At 44.8% G+C, this 17,246-nt stretch carries 15 protein-coding genes and 3 tRNA genes; 13 read left to right on the top strand and 5 right to left on the bottom strand.

Annotated elements, in window-relative coordinates; translation table 11 throughout:
• Positions 1–96: 96 nt before the first annotated feature.
• A tRNA-Ser gene (locus tag HGH47_RS09915) sits at positions 97–183 on the bottom strand.
• 71 nt (positions 184–254) lie between these two features.
• Positions 255–339 (bottom strand) — tRNA-Ser (locus HGH47_RS09920).
• Positions 340–584: 245 nt separating this feature from the next.
• Between HGH47_RS09920 and HGH47_RS09925 the strand changes: the two genes are divergently transcribed.
• Positions 585–995, top strand: coding sequence for a single-stranded DNA-binding protein (locus tag HGH47_RS09925; protein WP_212565901.1), 411 nt, complete (start codon positions 585–587; stop codon positions 993–995).
• 72 nt (positions 996–1,067) lie between these two features.
• Here the strand turns inward: HGH47_RS09925 and HGH47_RS09930 are convergent, their stop codons facing one another.
• Complete coding sequence (locus tag HGH47_RS09930; protein ID WP_253676110.1) at positions 1,068–2,567, bottom strand: NAD(P)-dependent malic enzyme; 1,500 nt, start codon at positions 2,565–2,567, stop codon at positions 1,068–1,070.
• Between the two features lie 453 nt (positions 2,568–3,020).
• Positions 3,021–4,214 (bottom strand): DEAD/DEAH box helicase, encoded by a 1,194-nt coding sequence (locus HGH47_RS09935; RefSeq protein ID WP_432912132.1) that lies wholly within the window; start codon positions 4,212–4,214, stop codon positions 3,021–3,023.
• A 173-nt stretch (positions 4,215–4,387) separates the two neighbouring features.
• Here HGH47_RS09935 and HGH47_RS09940 point away from each other — a divergent pair, with 173 nt between their 5' ends.
• On the top strand, positions 4,388–5,515 hold the full coding sequence (locus HGH47_RS09940) for a glycosyltransferase family 4 protein (protein WP_212565903.1): 1,128 nt from the start codon (positions 4,388–4,390) through the stop codon (positions 5,513–5,515).
• 56 nt (positions 5,516–5,571) lie between these two features.
• Here the strand turns inward: HGH47_RS09940 and HGH47_RS09945 are convergent, their stop codons facing one another.
• A complete protein-coding gene (locus HGH47_RS09945; protein WP_212565904.1) occupies positions 5,572–7,593 on the bottom strand; it encodes a putative glycoside hydrolase in 2,022 nt (673 codons plus the stop codon).
• Between the two features lie 82 nt (positions 7,594–7,675).
• Here HGH47_RS09945 and HGH47_RS09950 point away from each other — a divergent pair, with 82 nt between their 5' ends.
• From HGH47_RS09950 to yajC, 11 genes are all read left to right on the top strand, one after another.
• Positions 7,676–8,341, top strand: a complete 666-nt coding sequence (locus tag HGH47_RS09950) for a CAP domain-containing protein (protein WP_212565905.1) — start codon at positions 7,676–7,678, stop codon at positions 8,339–8,341.
• A gap of 246 nt (positions 8,342–8,587) precedes the next feature.
• Positions 8,588–10,813: a SpoIIE family protein phosphatase gene (locus tag HGH47_RS09955; RefSeq protein ID WP_212565906.1), complete on the top strand. Its 2,226-nt coding sequence runs from the start codon at positions 8,588–8,590 to the stop codon at positions 10,811–10,813.
• Positions 10,814–10,874: 61 nt separating this feature from the next.
• Positions 10,875–10,947: transfer RNA gene (locus HGH47_RS09960), tRNA-Met, on the top strand.
• 591 nt (positions 10,948–11,538) lie between these two features.
• Entirely contained in the window at positions 11,539–11,694 is a 156-nt protein-coding gene (gene rpmH / locus HGH47_RS09965) for a 50S ribosomal protein L34 (protein WP_006188846.1), read from the top strand.
• 72 nt (positions 11,695–11,766) lie between these two features.
• Positions 11,767–12,063, top strand: a complete 297-nt coding sequence (locus HGH47_RS09970) for a ribonuclease P protein component (RefSeq protein ID WP_432912201.1) — start codon at positions 11,767–11,769, stop codon at positions 12,061–12,063.
• 1 nt (position 12,064) lies between these two features.
• On the top strand, positions 12,065–12,310 hold the full coding sequence (gene yidD / locus HGH47_RS09975) for a membrane protein insertion efficiency factor YidD (protein WP_371922018.1): 246 nt from the start codon (positions 12,065–12,067) through the stop codon (positions 12,308–12,310).
• Between the two features lie 11 nt (positions 12,311–12,321).
• Positions 12,322–14,079, top strand: coding sequence for a membrane protein insertase YidC (gene yidC / locus HGH47_RS09980; protein ID WP_212565908.1), 1,758 nt, complete (start codon positions 12,322–12,324; stop codon positions 14,077–14,079).
• Positions 14,076–14,756, top strand: a complete 681-nt coding sequence (gene jag / locus HGH47_RS09985; protein ID WP_212565909.1) for an RNA-binding cell elongation regulator Jag/EloR — start codon at positions 14,076–14,078, stop codon at positions 14,754–14,756. The genes yidC and jag overlap by 4 nt, the downstream gene beginning before the upstream one ends.
• A gap of 3 nt (positions 14,757–14,759) precedes the next feature.
• Complete coding sequence (locus HGH47_RS09990; protein ID WP_212565910.1) at positions 14,760–15,563, top strand: DUF6675 family protein; 804 nt, start codon at positions 14,760–14,762, stop codon at positions 15,561–15,563.
• 10 nt (positions 15,564–15,573) lie between these two features.
• The gene (locus HGH47_RS09995) at positions 15,574–16,644 is read left to right on the top strand and encodes a peptidylprolyl isomerase (RefSeq protein WP_212565911.1); all 1,071 of its coding nucleotides are present in this window, start codon (positions 15,574–15,576) and stop codon (positions 16,642–16,644) included.
• 84 nt (positions 16,645–16,728) lie between these two features.
• Positions 16,729–17,166: a preprotein translocase subunit YajC gene (yajC, locus tag HGH47_RS10000; protein ID WP_212565912.1), complete on the top strand. Its 438-nt coding sequence runs from the start codon at positions 16,729–16,731 to the stop codon at positions 17,164–17,166.
• The last annotated feature ends 80 nt before the right edge of the window (positions 17,167–17,246 follow it).

Raw genomic sequence — 17,246 nt, forward strand, 5'->3', positions numbered from 1 at the left:
GATCCAACTGAGCTATAATCTCAAATATCCCCGATATGCTTTGTCCATTAATGCATTCTTACCGCTTAATGCACAACAATACCCGGTTTTATCTTACGGAGCAGGGGGGATTCGAACCCCCGGTACCCGGATGGGTACAACTCCTTAGCAGGGAGCCCGATTCGGCCACTCTCGCACCGCTCCAAAGTTATTGCCTGTCTAAGTTATCGGTTTTATATACGCACATATAAAGGAACGTGCCGCCCTTTATTTTACGGAGCAGGGGGGATTCGAACCCCCGGTACCTCGCAGCACAACGGTTTTCAAGACCGCCGCCTTAAACCACTCGGCCACCGCTCCATAATTGGCTTATATATTAGCCTAGAATAACGCCGAATGTCAAGACTATCGCTCAAACCGTATCGATTTTTCTATTTAATAGCCCATAACAGCGCATGTAAAAAAAATTATAAATTTTTTTGCAAAAATACCGTAAATTTCCAGCCATTTTTAAATGAATGCTTTATATAACAGGTACTACAAGATCAAAAGAGACCGGAACCGCGGCGAGCGGGAATTCGGTTCTCTTATTTTAGGAGGCTATTATGCACAATTTGAATTCGTTGATCATTGAGGGAAATGTGGTTCGCGATCCCGTGGTAAAGGCAACGCCTAAAGGGACGCCGCTCTGTGTATTCTCTATCGCTTCGAACCGCTTTTTTAAGCAGGAAGATCAAACAACACAGGAAACTTCGTTTTTTGATGTTGAAACATGGGCACGCTTAGCGGAACTCTGCGGGGAGAATTGCACAAAAGGCCGCGGAGTGCGGGTTGTCGGACGTTTAAAGCAAGACCGCTGGGTAGGTACCGATGGCAAACACTACAGCAAGATTAAAGTAGTAGCCGAGCACATCGAGTTTAAGCCCTTGTTTAAAAACGGGAAACAGCCTGCCGATGCATTAGACGATATGCGTGAGGAGACCGTCCCTGAAAAAGAGGCTGTACCTGCCTTTTAAAAAAAATGCCGGTGGCTCCATATTTAGAACCACCGGCAGATAGTATGTGGCTAACACAAAGTCCCAAAAGTATTATTTGCTACGCTGATTTTTAATTTGTTCAATCGCGTAGTCCATCGCTTGATTAAAGAAATCTTGCGGCGGTTCTTTGATAAATCCGCTATCCATCAGCTGCTGTGTCAGCGCCCTGCTTTCTGCAATTTCAGCCTTAGCCTGCTTAAACGCTTCATCCCATGTAATGGTGATACGGGCAAGACCTTCTTTTATCGCCTGCATTGCGACATCGGCCGCTTCGACGGCAAAGACATCTTCATCATCCATCTTTACGACGATGTTTTCGGGATCAATGCCTTTTTTCTCCGAATAGTCGGCAATGGAGTGCGCACAGCGGATAGCCATACCGTCGGAAATCTTCCGTGCACGAACCAACAACGCACCTTTCAAAATTCCGGGGAAGCAGACGGAGTTATTGATCTGATTCGGGAAGTCTCCACGTCCGGTACCGGTAATAAAGGCGCCGGCAGCTTTGGCATCGTGCGGCCAAATTTCGGGGACGGGATTGGCGCAGGTGAAAACGATGGGTTTATCGCCCATAGAGGCAATTTGCTCTTTGGTTACCGTGTTCGGTCCCGGTTTGGACAGAGCGATCAGCACGTCGGCGCCTTTTAGCGCTTCGTTAAAGTCATTTATCCGCTTGGGGTTTGTCGCTTGGCACAACTCCCACTTACGGTAATAGCGTGTGTCGGCTTTGATATCCTCGCGACCTGCATGGAGCGCACCCTTTGAGTCGCAAATAATCATCTTTGCAGGATCTCCGCCATCCTGAAGGATGAGGCGTGCAATCGTCGTGTTGGAAGCGCCTGCACCGAGAAGTACAATGCGGCAGTCTCCAATTTTTTTACCGGCAAGTTTCAGCGCATTGAGTAAACCGGCAAGCGTAATACAGGCCGTTCCTTGAGCGTCGTCGTGCCAAACAGGAATGTCGCATTCTTCCCGCAGCGTATCCAGAACTTTAAAGCAATCCGGCTGCTGAATATCTTCCAGATTAACTGCGCCGACGCTTGGTTCCAGCATTTTCACAAAATCGATAATCTTATCGGGGCAATGTTTACCGGCGGGGAAGTTGTATTTCTTTTCTTCATTCGGCTTGACGTAGGAATCGATACAGATGGGATAGGCGTCCACACCGCCTAAGTACTTCATCAGCATGCATTTTCCTTCCATAACACCAAGTCCGCCGGAAGGAGAACAATCCCCGTCGCCCAGTACGCGGGTGGAATCACTGACAACCGCTACAAGATTCCCTCGATTGGAAAGCATAAAGGAGCTGTCGTGATTATCGCGGATACCGGTAGAAACGGCGGATACGCCCGGCGTATACCAAACGTTAAACCAGTTAAATCCGTAAATCCCGCATTTTGGGACGGTTTGCAGTTTTCCGCCATAAAATTCGTGTGTTAACAGTGAAAGTTTTTTTAAAAACAGCGTTTTCGCCGCCGCTTTTTCATTTTCCGTAAAGTCGGAAGGGAAGTGTTCCGTAATAGACTGTAAATCTTTATTGATAGTTTTCATACGATAAGTGTAGCACGGTTATACTGTCCCTGCAAGCTATCCTTTTGAAATATACGACGCATCTGCGTTGTCGCTTAACAAAAAACAGTCCTCGACGTACAACAAGTACGCCTGCGGGTGTTTTTTGTACGCTCCTAGCATCTGCATCATCTATTTCAAAAGGCTTACGGAAAGGATGAACAGTAAATGCCGCTACTGCAATAAATGCTCGACGTACAACAAGTACGCCTCCGCTTTATTTTTGTTCGCGCCTTGTATCCGGTATCACTATTTTCAAAAGGCTTACGGTGAAAGACTTTTCAGAACGGACAGGGATGTCCGTGAAATTGAGCAGCAGCGAGTTTGCCCCGCAAACTCGACGTTGAACAGTGCACACGGAAGTACACTGGTCAACAGGCTATTTTCAAAAGGCTTACGGAAGGGGGCAAATCCTCGACGTATCAAAAACTTGATTTACATAGTTTCCGTAGCAGCTTCGATTTTTCCACCGGTGAGGATTTTTGGATACACTGTTATGCCCAGTTTCTTCTCGATGCCTTGCAAAAGGCGCAGCTCGTATTCGTCTCCGATGACGATGTTGATACCTTTTCTCCCAGCCCTTCCGGTACGCCCCGCGCGGTGTATAAAGACATCGACATCCTTTGAAAGCTGCATCTGTACGATGTAATCAATGTCGGCAATATCGAGTCCTCGGGCGGACAAATCGCTGGTAATCAATATCCGCGTTTTACCCGATCTGAACCGAGCGATAATTTGTTTTCGCTCGGAACCGTTCAGTTTACCGTATAGCGGCACGGCATCGATCTTTTTATATTGCAGCTTTTGTGCAAGGTTTTCAACTTCTTGTGCAGGCGCCGTAAAAATGAGCATTTTTTTGGGGGAATCCACTGTTGCAGTGTTCAAAGCATGAATTAACGCACGTAAGGTATCGGCTTTGCCGCGCCGCTCGCTCAAAAGAGCCCAATGCTCGATGGACTTTTGCAGTACACCCGTATTTGCAATCGAAATATGATCCGGTAATGTAGCGGTTTCTGAACGCCGCAAAAAAACGTTGAGTAATGCACTATTTTTTCTGTTAAAAGTTGCCGAACACGCAAGCGCCTGCACATCTTGCGGCAGCGCTGCAAGAACGGTTTGCAGCGCATCTCTGCTTTCCCTCGTAAGCTGCCGGTCTGCTTCGTCAATCACTACAGCTTTTATTTCTTGCAGCTTGAGCTTCTTTAGTCCGATCAAATCGGAAATACGCGCCGGTGTTCCGATGATTACGGCAGGTTTTTCTTTTAATCCGTCTATTTGCCGTTTTAGCGAGCTGCCGCCGACACAGAGCAGCGTCTTAAAACATTTAGTATCAACTCCTTGTAATTGTGCAGCCGCTTCTTTAATTTGAGATGCAAGCTCTACCGTCGGACTTAAAATAAGAATACGCGGAGCGGTTGACTTTTTCTCTTCCTGCATCAGCCGAGTTAAAAGCGGCAGCAAAAAGGCAAAGGTTTTACCCGTGCCGGTTTCGGATTCAAAAAAGACGCTTTTGCCTTCTAAGGCAAGCGGTATTACTTTTTCTTGTATAGGGGTCAAGTGTATAATCCCTCCGGCGGCAAGTGTTTCAACAAAAGGTTTGTACAGCGGCAAATCCAAAAAGTCAGTCATTCGGCAAGGATAGCATATTGTTACGGTAAATGCTATAATCGTGAGTGTATCCGCCAGAGCAGTCTCACCGGATGTTTTATATAACCCCGCAGAATAATCGAGGCTGCGATTTTGATTTATTTATCCGGTGAGACTGCTCTGAGATGCTTAAAAATAAAAAAAAGAGGCTTATTTTGAAAATAGGGATTGATACGCTCGGATGCGATCATGGCAGATCGGGGATCGGGGCATACATTCTTTCATTAGTACATAACTTGCCAAAAACCGAGCACAGTATTCAGCTTTTTGGGCACGAATTGGATAAATATACCTATACGTCGGGTGTTGAAGGGGTCAAATACACCTGCGTCTCCGTCGGGGATTCTGCTTTTGCCGAGCAGACATGGCATCATCTCTCTTTTAATAGCTTTGCTCGTAAGCAGCAATATGACATTGTTTTATTCCCGTCGGGCACAAAGCTTTTACCTATGCGTTTTGAGGTTCCTGCGGTACTGGTTATGCAGAATATACTTGGGGATAACTCCCAAGGGTATTTAAAAAACATATCATCACTTGTATCAAAATTAACGCTCAGAGCTATCAAAGGTATCATCAGCCCCAGTAATTATATCAAGAATAATCTGCTTAAAAACGGTCTTACGGAAGATAAAATTAGGGTTATCCACAACGGAATCGACACCGAGCTGTTTCATCCGCATAACCTGCAAGCGCAGGAAGCGCTGATGATTAAGCCTTTTGCTATTCGGCGTCCATACATTATTTATGCCTCGCGGATTATTCATCCTGAAAAACGGCATATCGAGTTGATAAATGCTTTTTCTATCTTTAAGCAAAAAACAAAGGCGCCGCATCGGCTGGTAATTGCCGGAGCGGACGGTGAACAGGCGGAACAGGTGCATCAGGCTGTTCTTCGCTCTCCCTTTGCATCGGACATCTTGCTTACCGGATATTTCCCGCACGAAAATCTTCCGCTCCTCTATTCTGCAGCGGATCTTTGTGTGTTTCCGTCGCCCGTCGAAGGAGTCGGCTTGCCGGTAATCGAAGCGATGGCTTGCGGTATTCCGACCGCCTGCGTCCGTGCAGGTGCACTACCGGAAATTGCAGGCGACTGCACCTGCTATTTTGAACCCGATAAGCCGGAAGAGATTGCCTCAGTCATCGGCAGCCTTATCAACGATACCGCCGGTGCAAATAAAGAGCGGCGGCAAAAACTGATTGATGCAGGAATAGAATGGGTAAAGCAATACAGCTGGAAAAAAACGGCGGAAGAAACGCTTGCCTATTTGGAGACTATTAGATAATTGATGATAATTAGGGTAAATGCATCAGGCTGTTTTTTTTAAACCCCGCGGAAACTTTATTTCGGTAGCGGGAGACCGTCGGGGCGGATGTCGGCGTATCGGCCGGAATTATTCCAATAGGCATAGCCTTCATCAATGGAATCCTTGATGCCGATAATCTGCCGCTGCACATAATCTTCATTATAATACTTTTTGTCGTAGGATACGGGAATGTAAAACGCCTGTGTCCACGGTCGGATAATCACTTTATTGTGCGCAATAATCTTGTTCCGGTAGGAGCCTTGCTGATAAATACGGTACGGGCGTTCCTCAGCGGGTTTTTGCGCAAGAAAGCTTTGCCGGAAATGGCTGGGATAAAACATCGGGCATATCACATCAACGTAGTCGGCAAGTACTTCCACCTCCTGCCCCGTGCGCGCTCCGGTGCGGTACCATCCGTTCGCCCCGTAAATATCGATTGAAATCGGCGCGTGAATTTTTTCCCGGGCATAGGCAAGAAAGGACATGATTGCACTTTCCTTATCCATACCCTGTTCTTGCGCAGGGTATCGCGCCGCATAGAGATTCTCTCCATCGGTAGGGAAGCGGATATAGTCGAACTGAACTTCATCAAAACCTCTCCGGATCAGCTCTTCCGCAATAGCCGTATTGTACTTCCACACATTTTCGTTGTAGGGGTCTACCCAATATTCTTCAATCGGCTCTGCCGTTTCGTCAACGGTTTTATAACCCTGCCACGGGTTACCGTTTTTATCCTTTACCGCATATACATTTTTTCGGTATCGATACAGCTGCTTATCTTTGAACACGACGATGCGGGCAACGAGGTAGACGTTACGTTCTTTCGCTTTTGCGGTAAAATCTTCAAGCTGAATAAAGGGGCGCACCGCTCCCACTGCCTGTATTTCTTCATCCTGCGAATCGTAGCGGACAAAACCGAAATCATCTTTCATATCGATAACGAGCGTGTCGAGCTTATTTTGTTCAAGCAGGTCAAAGTAACGCTGCAAACCGGCAGCCGTCCTTGCCTGATACGCCGGTAGATACACTCCTTTCCGTCCCGTAGCGCGGCGGAGATATTCCGTTTTCCGTGTTTTTTCTCCTTCGTCGAACAGCCACAATTCCGAAAGACTGACTGCTTTGCCGAGCCGCGTCATCCGTTGCGGTATCCACGCCGAAAGAGGCTGTGAGGCAATACGTTTCAGGCTGAATTCTATTCCTTTTAGTCGGTTGGGAGCGGGTGCTGGCAGCATCAGCGGTATTTCAAACAAGCCGCCGTTTTTACAGCCGATGATGGATACCGCAGCAGGGCTGAGTCCGTCGATGCAGCGTGCAGCTGTAATGCTGTCCGTCCACTCCGCGACAGCATAGAAGCGTTTTGCCGTCCAATCGAGCTGGTACAGTTTGCCGGTAAATGTTTGCGCAGCATACACCTCCTGTTTTTGCTGATGGGTATACACAACAATATCTGAAATTTCTTCATCGCTTTCCGGTCCGGGGATAAGTCCCTCGCTCAAAGGTTGCCATTTGTCGGAAACGGACGGCTGTTTCCATGCCACGCCGTAGATGGAGTGGGAGGCAAGGACGGTTAGCTGCGGATTTCCCTGCGCATCCGGCAAATCGAGCACGCAGACAGCTTTTAATCCGTTGACCTGAGTATGGCAGCCGAGATTGCACCAATGCCGTCCGCCGTCTTCGCTTAAAAATACGGCGCTGTTTGTTGCGGTAATAAGGGTATCGGGGCGGGACGGATGCGCTTCCAAATCTTTTAACATCTGAGGCTTTTTAATAAAGGATTTTTCCCCATCGGGTATCTTTTTTATCACTTTTATCGGAAGGCCATTGTTGATATAGTCAAACCGTATTAAATCATTTGAGCGTGCAATGCCGTTATCGGTGAGGAAAAACCATGTATTCCCGCTTCTGATAATTTTACGCACCGCAGCCGTATCCCAAATCTTTTGTGTGGACACCGAGGTAAGTCTATATAATCCGTCTTGCGTACCTGCCAGAAGGAAATCCTGCGCATGAACCGACATCGCAGTAACAAACAATAAAACAATCAACAGCCGTTTCATAGGGGGCAATTATAACTTATATAATAACGGGGGTCTATGGAAATCTTGCTTATTTACTGCAAATTGAATACACTGTGATATTATGGAAAAGAAACTGTTTGTTTTACTGATGACGTTTGTGCTCTTTTTGTTTTCTTGTACTACCGGCAATAATATGATGGTGCCGGATATGCCGTCAAGCGAGACGAGAACACTTGCAGAAGAAATCGTAAAAGAGCTGAATTTCGTACGGACAAATCCTAAGCAGTATGCGGCGGAAGTATTGGAACCGCGGCTTAAATACTTTGATGGGAACATGTATGCCGAACCGGGAAAAGTCCGGCTTTTGACCCAAGAAGGTATTGCACCATTACAGGAATGTATCCGGGTACTAAAGACTACGGCTGCTGTGGAACCTTTAACCTTGGAAACGGGGCTGTGCCGTTCGGCACAATGGCTTGCGGATGATCAGGCGCGTACCGGAGAGATGGGGCATACGGGGAGCGATGGTTCCGACCTTGCTACCCGCATCAACCGCTATGGTACATGGGGTGTGCTTTGCGGCGAAAACTGCGCTTACGGCAGCGTTACGGCACGGGAAATCGTTGTTCAGCTTTTGATCGATGACGGAGTTCCGAGTAGGGGACACCGAATCAACATCCTAAAACAGGAGTTTAAGAAGGTTGGTATCGGCTTTAACGAGACCGGAAATGCACCGTATGGCGCCGTTACCGTAATGGATTTTGCGGGCAGTTATATTTCACAATAAATTTTTAGAGATGCCCGACGAGTTTTACTTTAAGTCTTTATATTGTAATGACTTAAAGCAAAACATCGCAAGTAAATCTAAGGAAAACCTCTAAAAAACTGAGGTTTTTAGAGGTTCCCTCTAGAAATACTAAAAGTTTTTTTGTTAAAATTTTACTTATTTTTTTATGAATACCCTCTTTTTTTTGTGGGATATTTACGATATAATATTCTTTATTCAAAATCAAGCATTTTACCGGGAGTGAGCATGGACGCAAGCAAAGAGGCAGTTGACAACACAAAAAAATATAAACCGACAGTACATTTATGGAGTAGTGTCCGTATAAAGTTCGTAGTTATTATTGTTATTATTTTGCTTGTCGTTATTTCAAGTGTTGCCACATCTCTTGCCATTACCATTATTCGCCCATATAAAGATTTACTTTCGAACAGTCTCTTGTTGCAAACAAAAATATTGCTCGATAACCTTGAATTACGGGTTCAAACTCATTTTTCGGATCCCAATCAGGAAGATTTTGATCTTTTGTTATTGAATCGCGTTACTTTTCCCGAAGCAAAATATGTCGTTGTTACAGGCAGGAGCAATCTTCCCGGGCGGACAGGGCTTCATTATGTCCTCGCGACCGACTATCAGGATATCACTAAAATGATTAATACTCATCGGTATATTCCCGGAGAATCTCAGTTTTATCCTGAAGGAATCGAAGAAATCTTACAAAAGCTGACGCATATCAATAACGAGGCCTCAATAATCGTTCAGCAGTACATCGACTCGCTTCAACTACTCACGAATGAGATGGATGAACTGAATATACATCGTGATCCATATATGCTTAAACGCCAAACTGAAATTCAGGCAAATATCAGACATCTGGAAGCAAAGCTGCAAGCTAATCTTTCGGCGCTGGCCGATCAAGGTTTTGGTTCATATCCTGACTATTCAATGCAGAATCTTTCAAAAAAACGAACCGAGTATTTATTTTACGAACCTATTATCTATTATAATCCTGCAAATCCGCAAGAGAGCGTGCAGGGTATCGTATTTGTTGATGTTTCGGTAGAAAATCTATTGAAAAAAATAAACGAACAGCAAAACCGATTGATTCGCCTTATTGTCAAAATCTCATTGGTTGTGTTGATTGCAGGTATCTTTACCGCATGGATCCTTAGCTCATTATTTGTACGTCCGCTCGGTCTATTGGCAGCGCATGTTGCATTAATTCGCGATACCGAAGATAAAGAGAAATTGGCCGGTAAGTCAGTTCAAGTTACTTCACGAGACGAATTTGGAATGCTGGGAACAACGATTAACGATATGACTGAAAGATTGGCCGCCGCTGCTGCTATTTCTAAAGATTTAAAGGTTGGGAAAGAAATACAAAAGATGTTTATCCCGCTGGATCTCAGTTCCTCCGGCAGAAAGCTGACAACGGGTAGCCATCGCGACCTCTATTCCGAGTTTTTCGGGTACTATGAAGGTGCGCACGGTGTTTCGGGTGATTATTTTGATTATCGGAAATTGGATGCTTTCCACTATGCTGTTATAAAGTGCGATGTTGCAGGGAAGGGGGTTCCTGCTGCCCTTATTATGGTAGAAGTTGCGACTTTGTTTCAAAATTATTTTCAAAATTGGAACTATAAACGCGATGGCTATAACCTCAGCAATATCGTTATGCGGATTAATGACGTTATCGAATCGCACGGATTTGTGGGACGTTTTGCTGCATTCAGCCTTTGTATTATCAATATGCGTGTCGGCGATGCGTATTTTTGTAATGCCGGCGATAATATTGTTCATATCTACGATAAGCAGACACGGCGTTTGAAAAGCTATACATTGCGTTCAGGCTCAGCAGCCGGAGCCTTTTCTTCAGAGATGATAAATCTTAATGGCGGATACCCTGTTGAAAAAATACACTTGAATTGTGGAGATATACTGTTCCTTTATACTGACGGTATTGAAGAATCGAAACGAAAGCTTCGTGTGCCGATTTTGAAGTCGAAGGATGGTTCCGATCCTATACTGTTGGAGGATAATGGCGATAGTAGTCATCTGCTGGGTACCGACAGCGAAACATTGGGAAAAGATAGGGTTGAAGCGATTATTGAGGCTGTTTTTGCCCGAAAAAAATTTACGCTCAAAAAACGGCAGAGTGATTTTATCTACGAACAGATGGATTTTGATTTTTCTTCGTGTAATGGAACGATTGAAGATGCTGTTTTGGCACTTATTTCCGTTGAAAAAGTCTTTAGAATGTATAAAGACAGCTCCGCGCAATCCTTTGATTGTGTCCAAGTGGATAAAAAAATTGATGCATTCTTGAGTAAGTGCTTCTTGCAATATGATATTTACTGTTGCGACAAGGCGCCTCATCCTATTTACGATGAATATGTTTACTACCAACAAATAAAGGAAGATATTCAATACGATGATTTAACCATCCTCGGCATTGCACGGCGCGTACCGGTGTAAATAATTTGTTTTGATACGCTTGACATTTTTCCGATTGTGGTTTATCTTAGGCGCCGTACATCGCAGGGTAGAGCAGTTGGCAGCTCGTCGGGCTCATAACCCGGAAGTCGTAGGTTCAAGTCCTACCCCTGCTAGGTTTGAAAAGGCATCCTTATTTAAGGATGCCTTTTTTTGGATTCTCAATGCGCGAAGTTTTAAATAAAATTTCGCGCATTTTTTTATTCGTGCGATGGTTTAATACCCCGACGCTTGCGTCGGGGTTGTTTATTGAGCCCTTTTTTCAGTAAAAGGGGGAAAACGCATCAGAGAAATAAATCAAATACCACAGAATAAAGAGGCTGTGAGACCATTTGAACCGCGAAGTGGTTCAACTCTGGTTGAACAGCCTCTTTATTCTGCGGGCGTGTATTAAAGGATCTGATGCGTTTTACCCCGAAGCGATAGATTGACTTTTTTATAGTGCTATAGTATAGTCGTCTGTCTAGTATATTGAGGAAGGTTTATTTTCAGCCGCTAAAGATAGCGCGGCTGAAAAACACGGCGAGTTCGCTTTCGCGAACGTCGCTTATTGACGTATGCGCGTTTCGCGCATCAATGCAACAATCTCCAAAATTGATATTTTGTTCGGTCGTTGCATTTTAAGGAAATTTGGCTTTCCTCGCTATCCCGATATCTTTTAGGCGGATAATGCGCCTGATAACTATATATAGAAGGAGTCTAGTTTTATGAAACGGACATTTCAACCGAGTAGAACGAAACGTTTGCGCCGTCATGGATTTCGTGCGCGTATGGCAACACGCGGAGGGCGCGCTGTTTTAAAAAGCCGCCGTGCAAAAGGACGCTATAAGCTTTCCGTATCCGACGAAAAAAAGAGTTACTAAGAGTTTTAACACATGGAGCGCTCTTGTTTACCTAAAGAAGAGCGCCTTTGCGGCGCCGTGCGGATACGGGAAATGTTTAAAATAGGACACCGCTATAGCTGCGACGGCGCGAAGTTGTTCGTTTTACCGAATAAATTACCATATAATCGTTTTGTTTGTACATTTAAGCGACATTACGGTTCTGCTGTACAAAGAAATAAAGCGCGCCGTTTATCTAAAGAGGTATACCGGCAAATGAAATCCCAGCTTGTAATAGGGAAGGATATTCTTTTGCTTATATTTCCGGGGCACGATACTTTTTCTCTACGTATGGCTCAGCTGGACTGTTTGTTTAAAAAAGCGGATATGTTCTCTATTCGATCTCAATAATATGAAACACAATTATCTGAAAACGATTGAGCGTATTTTTACGTCTTTATTATGTGCGGGGGTAAAGGCATACCAAAAGTGTATTTCTCCCTTGTTTCCGCCTTGTTGTAGATATTATCCCACCTGTTCTCATTACGCCCTTGAAAGCCTGACCAAATACGGGCCTGTTAAGGGAGGGTATTTAGCGGTAAGACGAATCCTTAGATGTCATCCTTTTCATAAGGGAGGGTATGATCCCGTTCCCTAGGAGATTCGTTTATGAATAAAAATACCGTTATTGCAATGGTCCTTTCCGGTCTTGTCATTGCAGCTGCGATGTTTGTGCAATACAAATTTTTTCCTCCTGCACCCGTACAGCAACAGCCGTCTACCACCGCTTCTACAACGGAGCAGCAGGCAGAAGTTCCGCAAAATACCTTTGTAGCGGAGACCGCTCCCGCCGATTTCGGAGTGCTGGAAACTCCTGACGAAACCGTTATCGGTGAGCAGACTGTTACCGTTAAAACCGATATTGCGGAAATCACGCTTACAAACCGAGGTGGCGATATCATTTCGTATAAGCTGTTGGAGCACAGCAGTTCCAAAGGCGATTCTTATGTGGAATTGGTAAAAAACCTAACCGATCGGAATAGAGCATTCTCGATTGCGCTGGGCGGTGCTCAGGCTTCCGCTTTAAATCAATTCTTTAATGTCAAAGAAGAAACGGTAAATGGAAAGCAGATTGTCGGCTTTTTTAAGACAATTTCGATAAAGAACCAAGACGGTTCCGTATCTTCATTTACGCTTGCTAAAAGATATACCTTTCTGCCTGATGACTATATGTTTGAACTTGCCGTTACAATAAGCGGCGATGCCGATATGAAAGGGCTGAATTTTGATAATGCAGGGTATACGCTGAGGACAATGCCTCAAATCGGTCCCGACTGGGATGCAAAAGCAGACCGTTACGAATACCGGCGCTTTTTTTCTTACATAAACGGAAAGAAAAAAGACACTGCATTAAAAGCCAACCAGACCAAAGTGATTACGGATTCCGTTCCGTGGGCGGGAATTTCAGGCAAGTATTTCAGCCTTATCGTTATTCCTTCGATTCCCGCACAGCAGATATTGTATTCCGCTGCACAGCCTAATGCGGATACGGTACAAGACGGCCAGCTGTTTTTTTCGCGGCCTGTGATTACCGGCAATAAGGCAACCGACGTATACCGTATCTACCTCGGCCCTTGTTCCGAAAATATTTTAAGTACTTACAATATTCCATCAAAAAATAACTACAACTATGATAATCTGCGGATTGATACGGTCGCCGTTTCCAGCGGGATTTGGCGTCCGCTTGAGGTATTGCTTAAATGGCTGTTGCAATTCTTCTATAAACTTATTCCGAACTGGGGTGTTTCGATTATCCTTGTAACAATTTTGATAAAGGTTATCTTTTTCCCGCTTACCAAGAAAAGCTCGGAATCAACGCAGCAAATGCAAAAAATGCAGCCTAAGATTCAGGAATTACAGGCGAAATATAAAGGAAAACCGCAAAAGCTGAACGAGGAGATGGCTAAGCTTTACAAAGAAGCCGGTTATAACCCTCTTTCGGGTTGTCTGCCTTTATTGATCCAATTGCCGATCTTGTTTGCAATGTACCGGCTGTTTAATAACTATTTTGAATTCCGCGGTGCAATGTTTATTCCTCATTGGATACCGGATTTGTCTGTCGGTGATAGTGTTTTGCAGTTTCCCAATCCCATTCCCTTCCTCGGATGGACGGAGCTGCGTATTTTGCCGATTGTCTATGTGATTTCGCAGATGGTGTTTGGAAAGATAACGCAAACTCCCACAAGCGATCAGCAGCAAAATAGCACAATGAAAGTTATGCTCTACGGTATGCCGTTATTCTTCTTCTTTATGTTCTATAATGCGCCGTCAGGATTGCTGCTCTATTGGACAAGCACGAACTTCTTGATGCTCGTTCAACAGCTCATCATTAAGGCAATGATGAAGAAAAAGGAGGGTCGGAAATGATCTATGAATTCGAAGGAAAAACCGAACGTGATGCTATAGATAAAGCAATCGCCGAGCTTGGCGTAGAGGCGGATCAGTTCGATGTGGAAATCGTCGAAATTCAAAAAAACTCGCTTTTTAAGAAAGGCTATGCCAAAATTCGCGTGCATATTGACGATAAAGCCGCTGCGGGGAAGCCTATTGTTGATACTCCCCATCAACCGGCGCCTTCACACGAGGTCGCTACGGATAAAAAAGCTGAGCTGGTGAAATTTATCGGCGAGCTTATTCAGGCAATGGGATATACCGCAAATATCGAAATCCTTTCACACGAAGAACATAAGCTGCTTATACGGCTTTCATCCGAAGATTCCGCTATTTTAATCGGAAAGAAGGGAAAAAATCTGGATGCGCTCCAACTGATCGCCAATGTGTATGCCGGCAAAATCGGCATCTCTGAGCGGATCATGCTTGATTGTGAAAATTATCGGCTTCGCCGTGAAGAATCGTTGGTACGGCTTGCCTATACCACCGCCGATCAAGTTGTAACAACGAAGGCTTCAGTGTTGCTTGAACCGATGAATCCCTATGAACGCAGACTTATTCACAGTACGCTTACCGATATTCGGGATGTCGATACAAAGAGCGAAGGGGAAGGTTTATACAAGCAAGTGCGTGTATTGTATAAAGGGCTTTAGTGAATGAGGCGGTGTCTTGTTCTTCTTGCTCTTTTGGCAGGCTGTTCTCTTTTTGCGCAGGATATCGGTAATGTACCGGATTCGGTGATTTCGGCGCTGGATTCATTTTTATCCGCTGAGCAGCGGATAGAATTGCTTAAGCAAGGACATCTTTTCCGCTCAGTGTATAATAAAGAAAACGCTGTGCCGCGGCTCGTGCCGCTTTTTGCTGTGCCCCAGACATTTGCAGAAAATTGGGATAAGGGTAATCCCACTTTTTTAATAGAGGCGTTGTATTTGCATAAAAAGACGCAAGGCAGCATAAAAGATGTAGAGAAAATATCCTGTATTCTGCGTTCCGTTTCAAAATTGGAAGGACTGCAATATTATTCGAGCAGTCGAAAAAAGATGCGGACGCTCTACGAAGCATCGTATATTATCGACGATCCTAAAACGGAAGGGAGAGTTGCCGATCCTGTTGACAATCCTTCCACGGATTTTTCGGTCTATGTGGTGCAAAAGGATTTAACCTTCGATAAAAATATTTATCGTTATCGGTTTTGCTCAGATTTCGATTCTGCAGGGTTCATTTCTACAAATATCGGTGTATTAAAGTATTCGATATTTAAAGCGATTGAACCTGAAAATTTAGAGGCGTCGATTGCCGTAACCGATCTTGGAGAATATCTGCTGATACACATGTTGACACGCGCCGATTTTACCGCCCCTTCCGTTTTTCGGGAGCGAGTGCAAAATTCGTTTAGAACACGGGGAGAAGCTGTGTACGGATGGTTCATTGCACAATATGAGAATAGCGCAGCATCTTGATGGAGGAACTATGCGGGTGAATAAAATTGCGGTATTGGTTTTACCGATTACTTTTTTGATTATTGCGACAGCAGCTGCTGCTGCGATTATTTTAACGGGAGATTCTGAAAAAGGAAGAAAAATGAACGCAATAAGTGCAGAATTACAAAAGGACGGCGTCTATGCCGTTATCGATACGAATAAGGGCGATATCGTTTTGGAATTGTTCTATAAGGAAACGCCCATGACGGTATGTAACTTTGTCGGATTGGCAGAAGGAACATTGGACGCTGCAAAGGGAAAGCCTTTTTATGACGGCTTAACCTTCCACCGTGTCATCGCGAATTTTATGATTCAGGGCGGCGACCCCGACGGTAAAGGAACCGGCGGGCCGGGTTATCGCTTCCCTGATGAGTTTGTTGACAACCTCAAGCATAATACCGCCGGTATCCTTTCGATGGCAAATTCGGGACCGGGAACAAACGGGTCGCAGTTTTTTATTACCCACGTACCGACCCCGTGGCTTGACGGAAAGCATACGGTATTCGGCCGTGTTGTAAAGGGACAGGATGTTGTAAACAAGATCGTGCAGGGCGACCGTATGAATTCCATATCGATTATCCGCAAAGGCTCTGAGGCGCAAAAGTTTACCGCAACCCAGAAAGATTTTAACGCTTATCTTGCAGGAGCCGAAGAACGGGCAAAACAGCGTACCACTTTAAGACGTGAAAAGAATGAGGCTTTGATAAAACAAAAGTTCCCCAATGCCGTTAAGAATGAAAACGGTATCTTCTATACCATTATAAAAGAAGGTAAAGGAGTTAAAGCTCAAGCAGGTAAAACCCTGACTATGAAATATAAGGGATCTTTGCTGGACGGTACGGTGTTCGACGATTCCGATATGCATGAACCGCTGAAATTTGTTGCGGGAGCGGGGCAGCTCATTGCCGGCTTCGACCAGCAAGCCATGCAAATGGCTGTCGGTGAAAAACGAACGATTGTTATTCCGCCGGAACTTGGATACGGTTCACGCGGTGCAGGCGGAGTTATCCCTCCCGACAGCTATTTGGTATTTGAACTTGAGTTGCTGTCGGTAAAGTAACCGTCAGAATAACCTGTGAATTGACTACGCATTTTTTTTGTGCTAGTATTTTAAGGATATTTATCATAAATAAGGATGTAAATAATGAATGCGATTCCATTGTTGCAGCAAGCCGCATCGGGGGGTAGTTTTATTCCGCTTCTCGCTCTCGGTCTTATCTTTGTAATTTTCTACGTTTTTATTATCGGCCCTCAAAAAAAGGAGCAGAAAAAAACGCAAGAAATGATAGCCTCCGTTCAAAAGGGTGACAAAATTATCACAATCGGCGGTATTCACGGTGTTGTGTCTTCCGTAAAAGAAACGACGATCATTCTGAAAGTTGACGATAATTGTAAGCTTGAAATGAATCGTTCCGCAATCGGGAGCGTTATTTTGGATGAAAAGACAAAAGCAAGCCGTCTGGCAAATGTGCCGGAAAAGACTTCTCCGTTTGCTACTCTCTTTAAAAAGAAAGAAAAGAAAGTTGAAGATTCCAGCTCCGAAAAACCGCAGCCGCCCGATTTTTCCGGCGAAGCGGAGTAAAAACGTACCGTATAGGAACGTATCGGCTGATAAGCGTTCATGCTGTGCATAACCGCAGTATGAACGTTTATTTCCGTTAG

Source organism: Treponema sp. OMZ 805 (genome assembly GCF_050937395.1).
Taxonomy (GTDB): domain Bacteria; phylum Spirochaetota; class Spirochaetia; order Treponematales; family Treponemataceae; genus Treponema.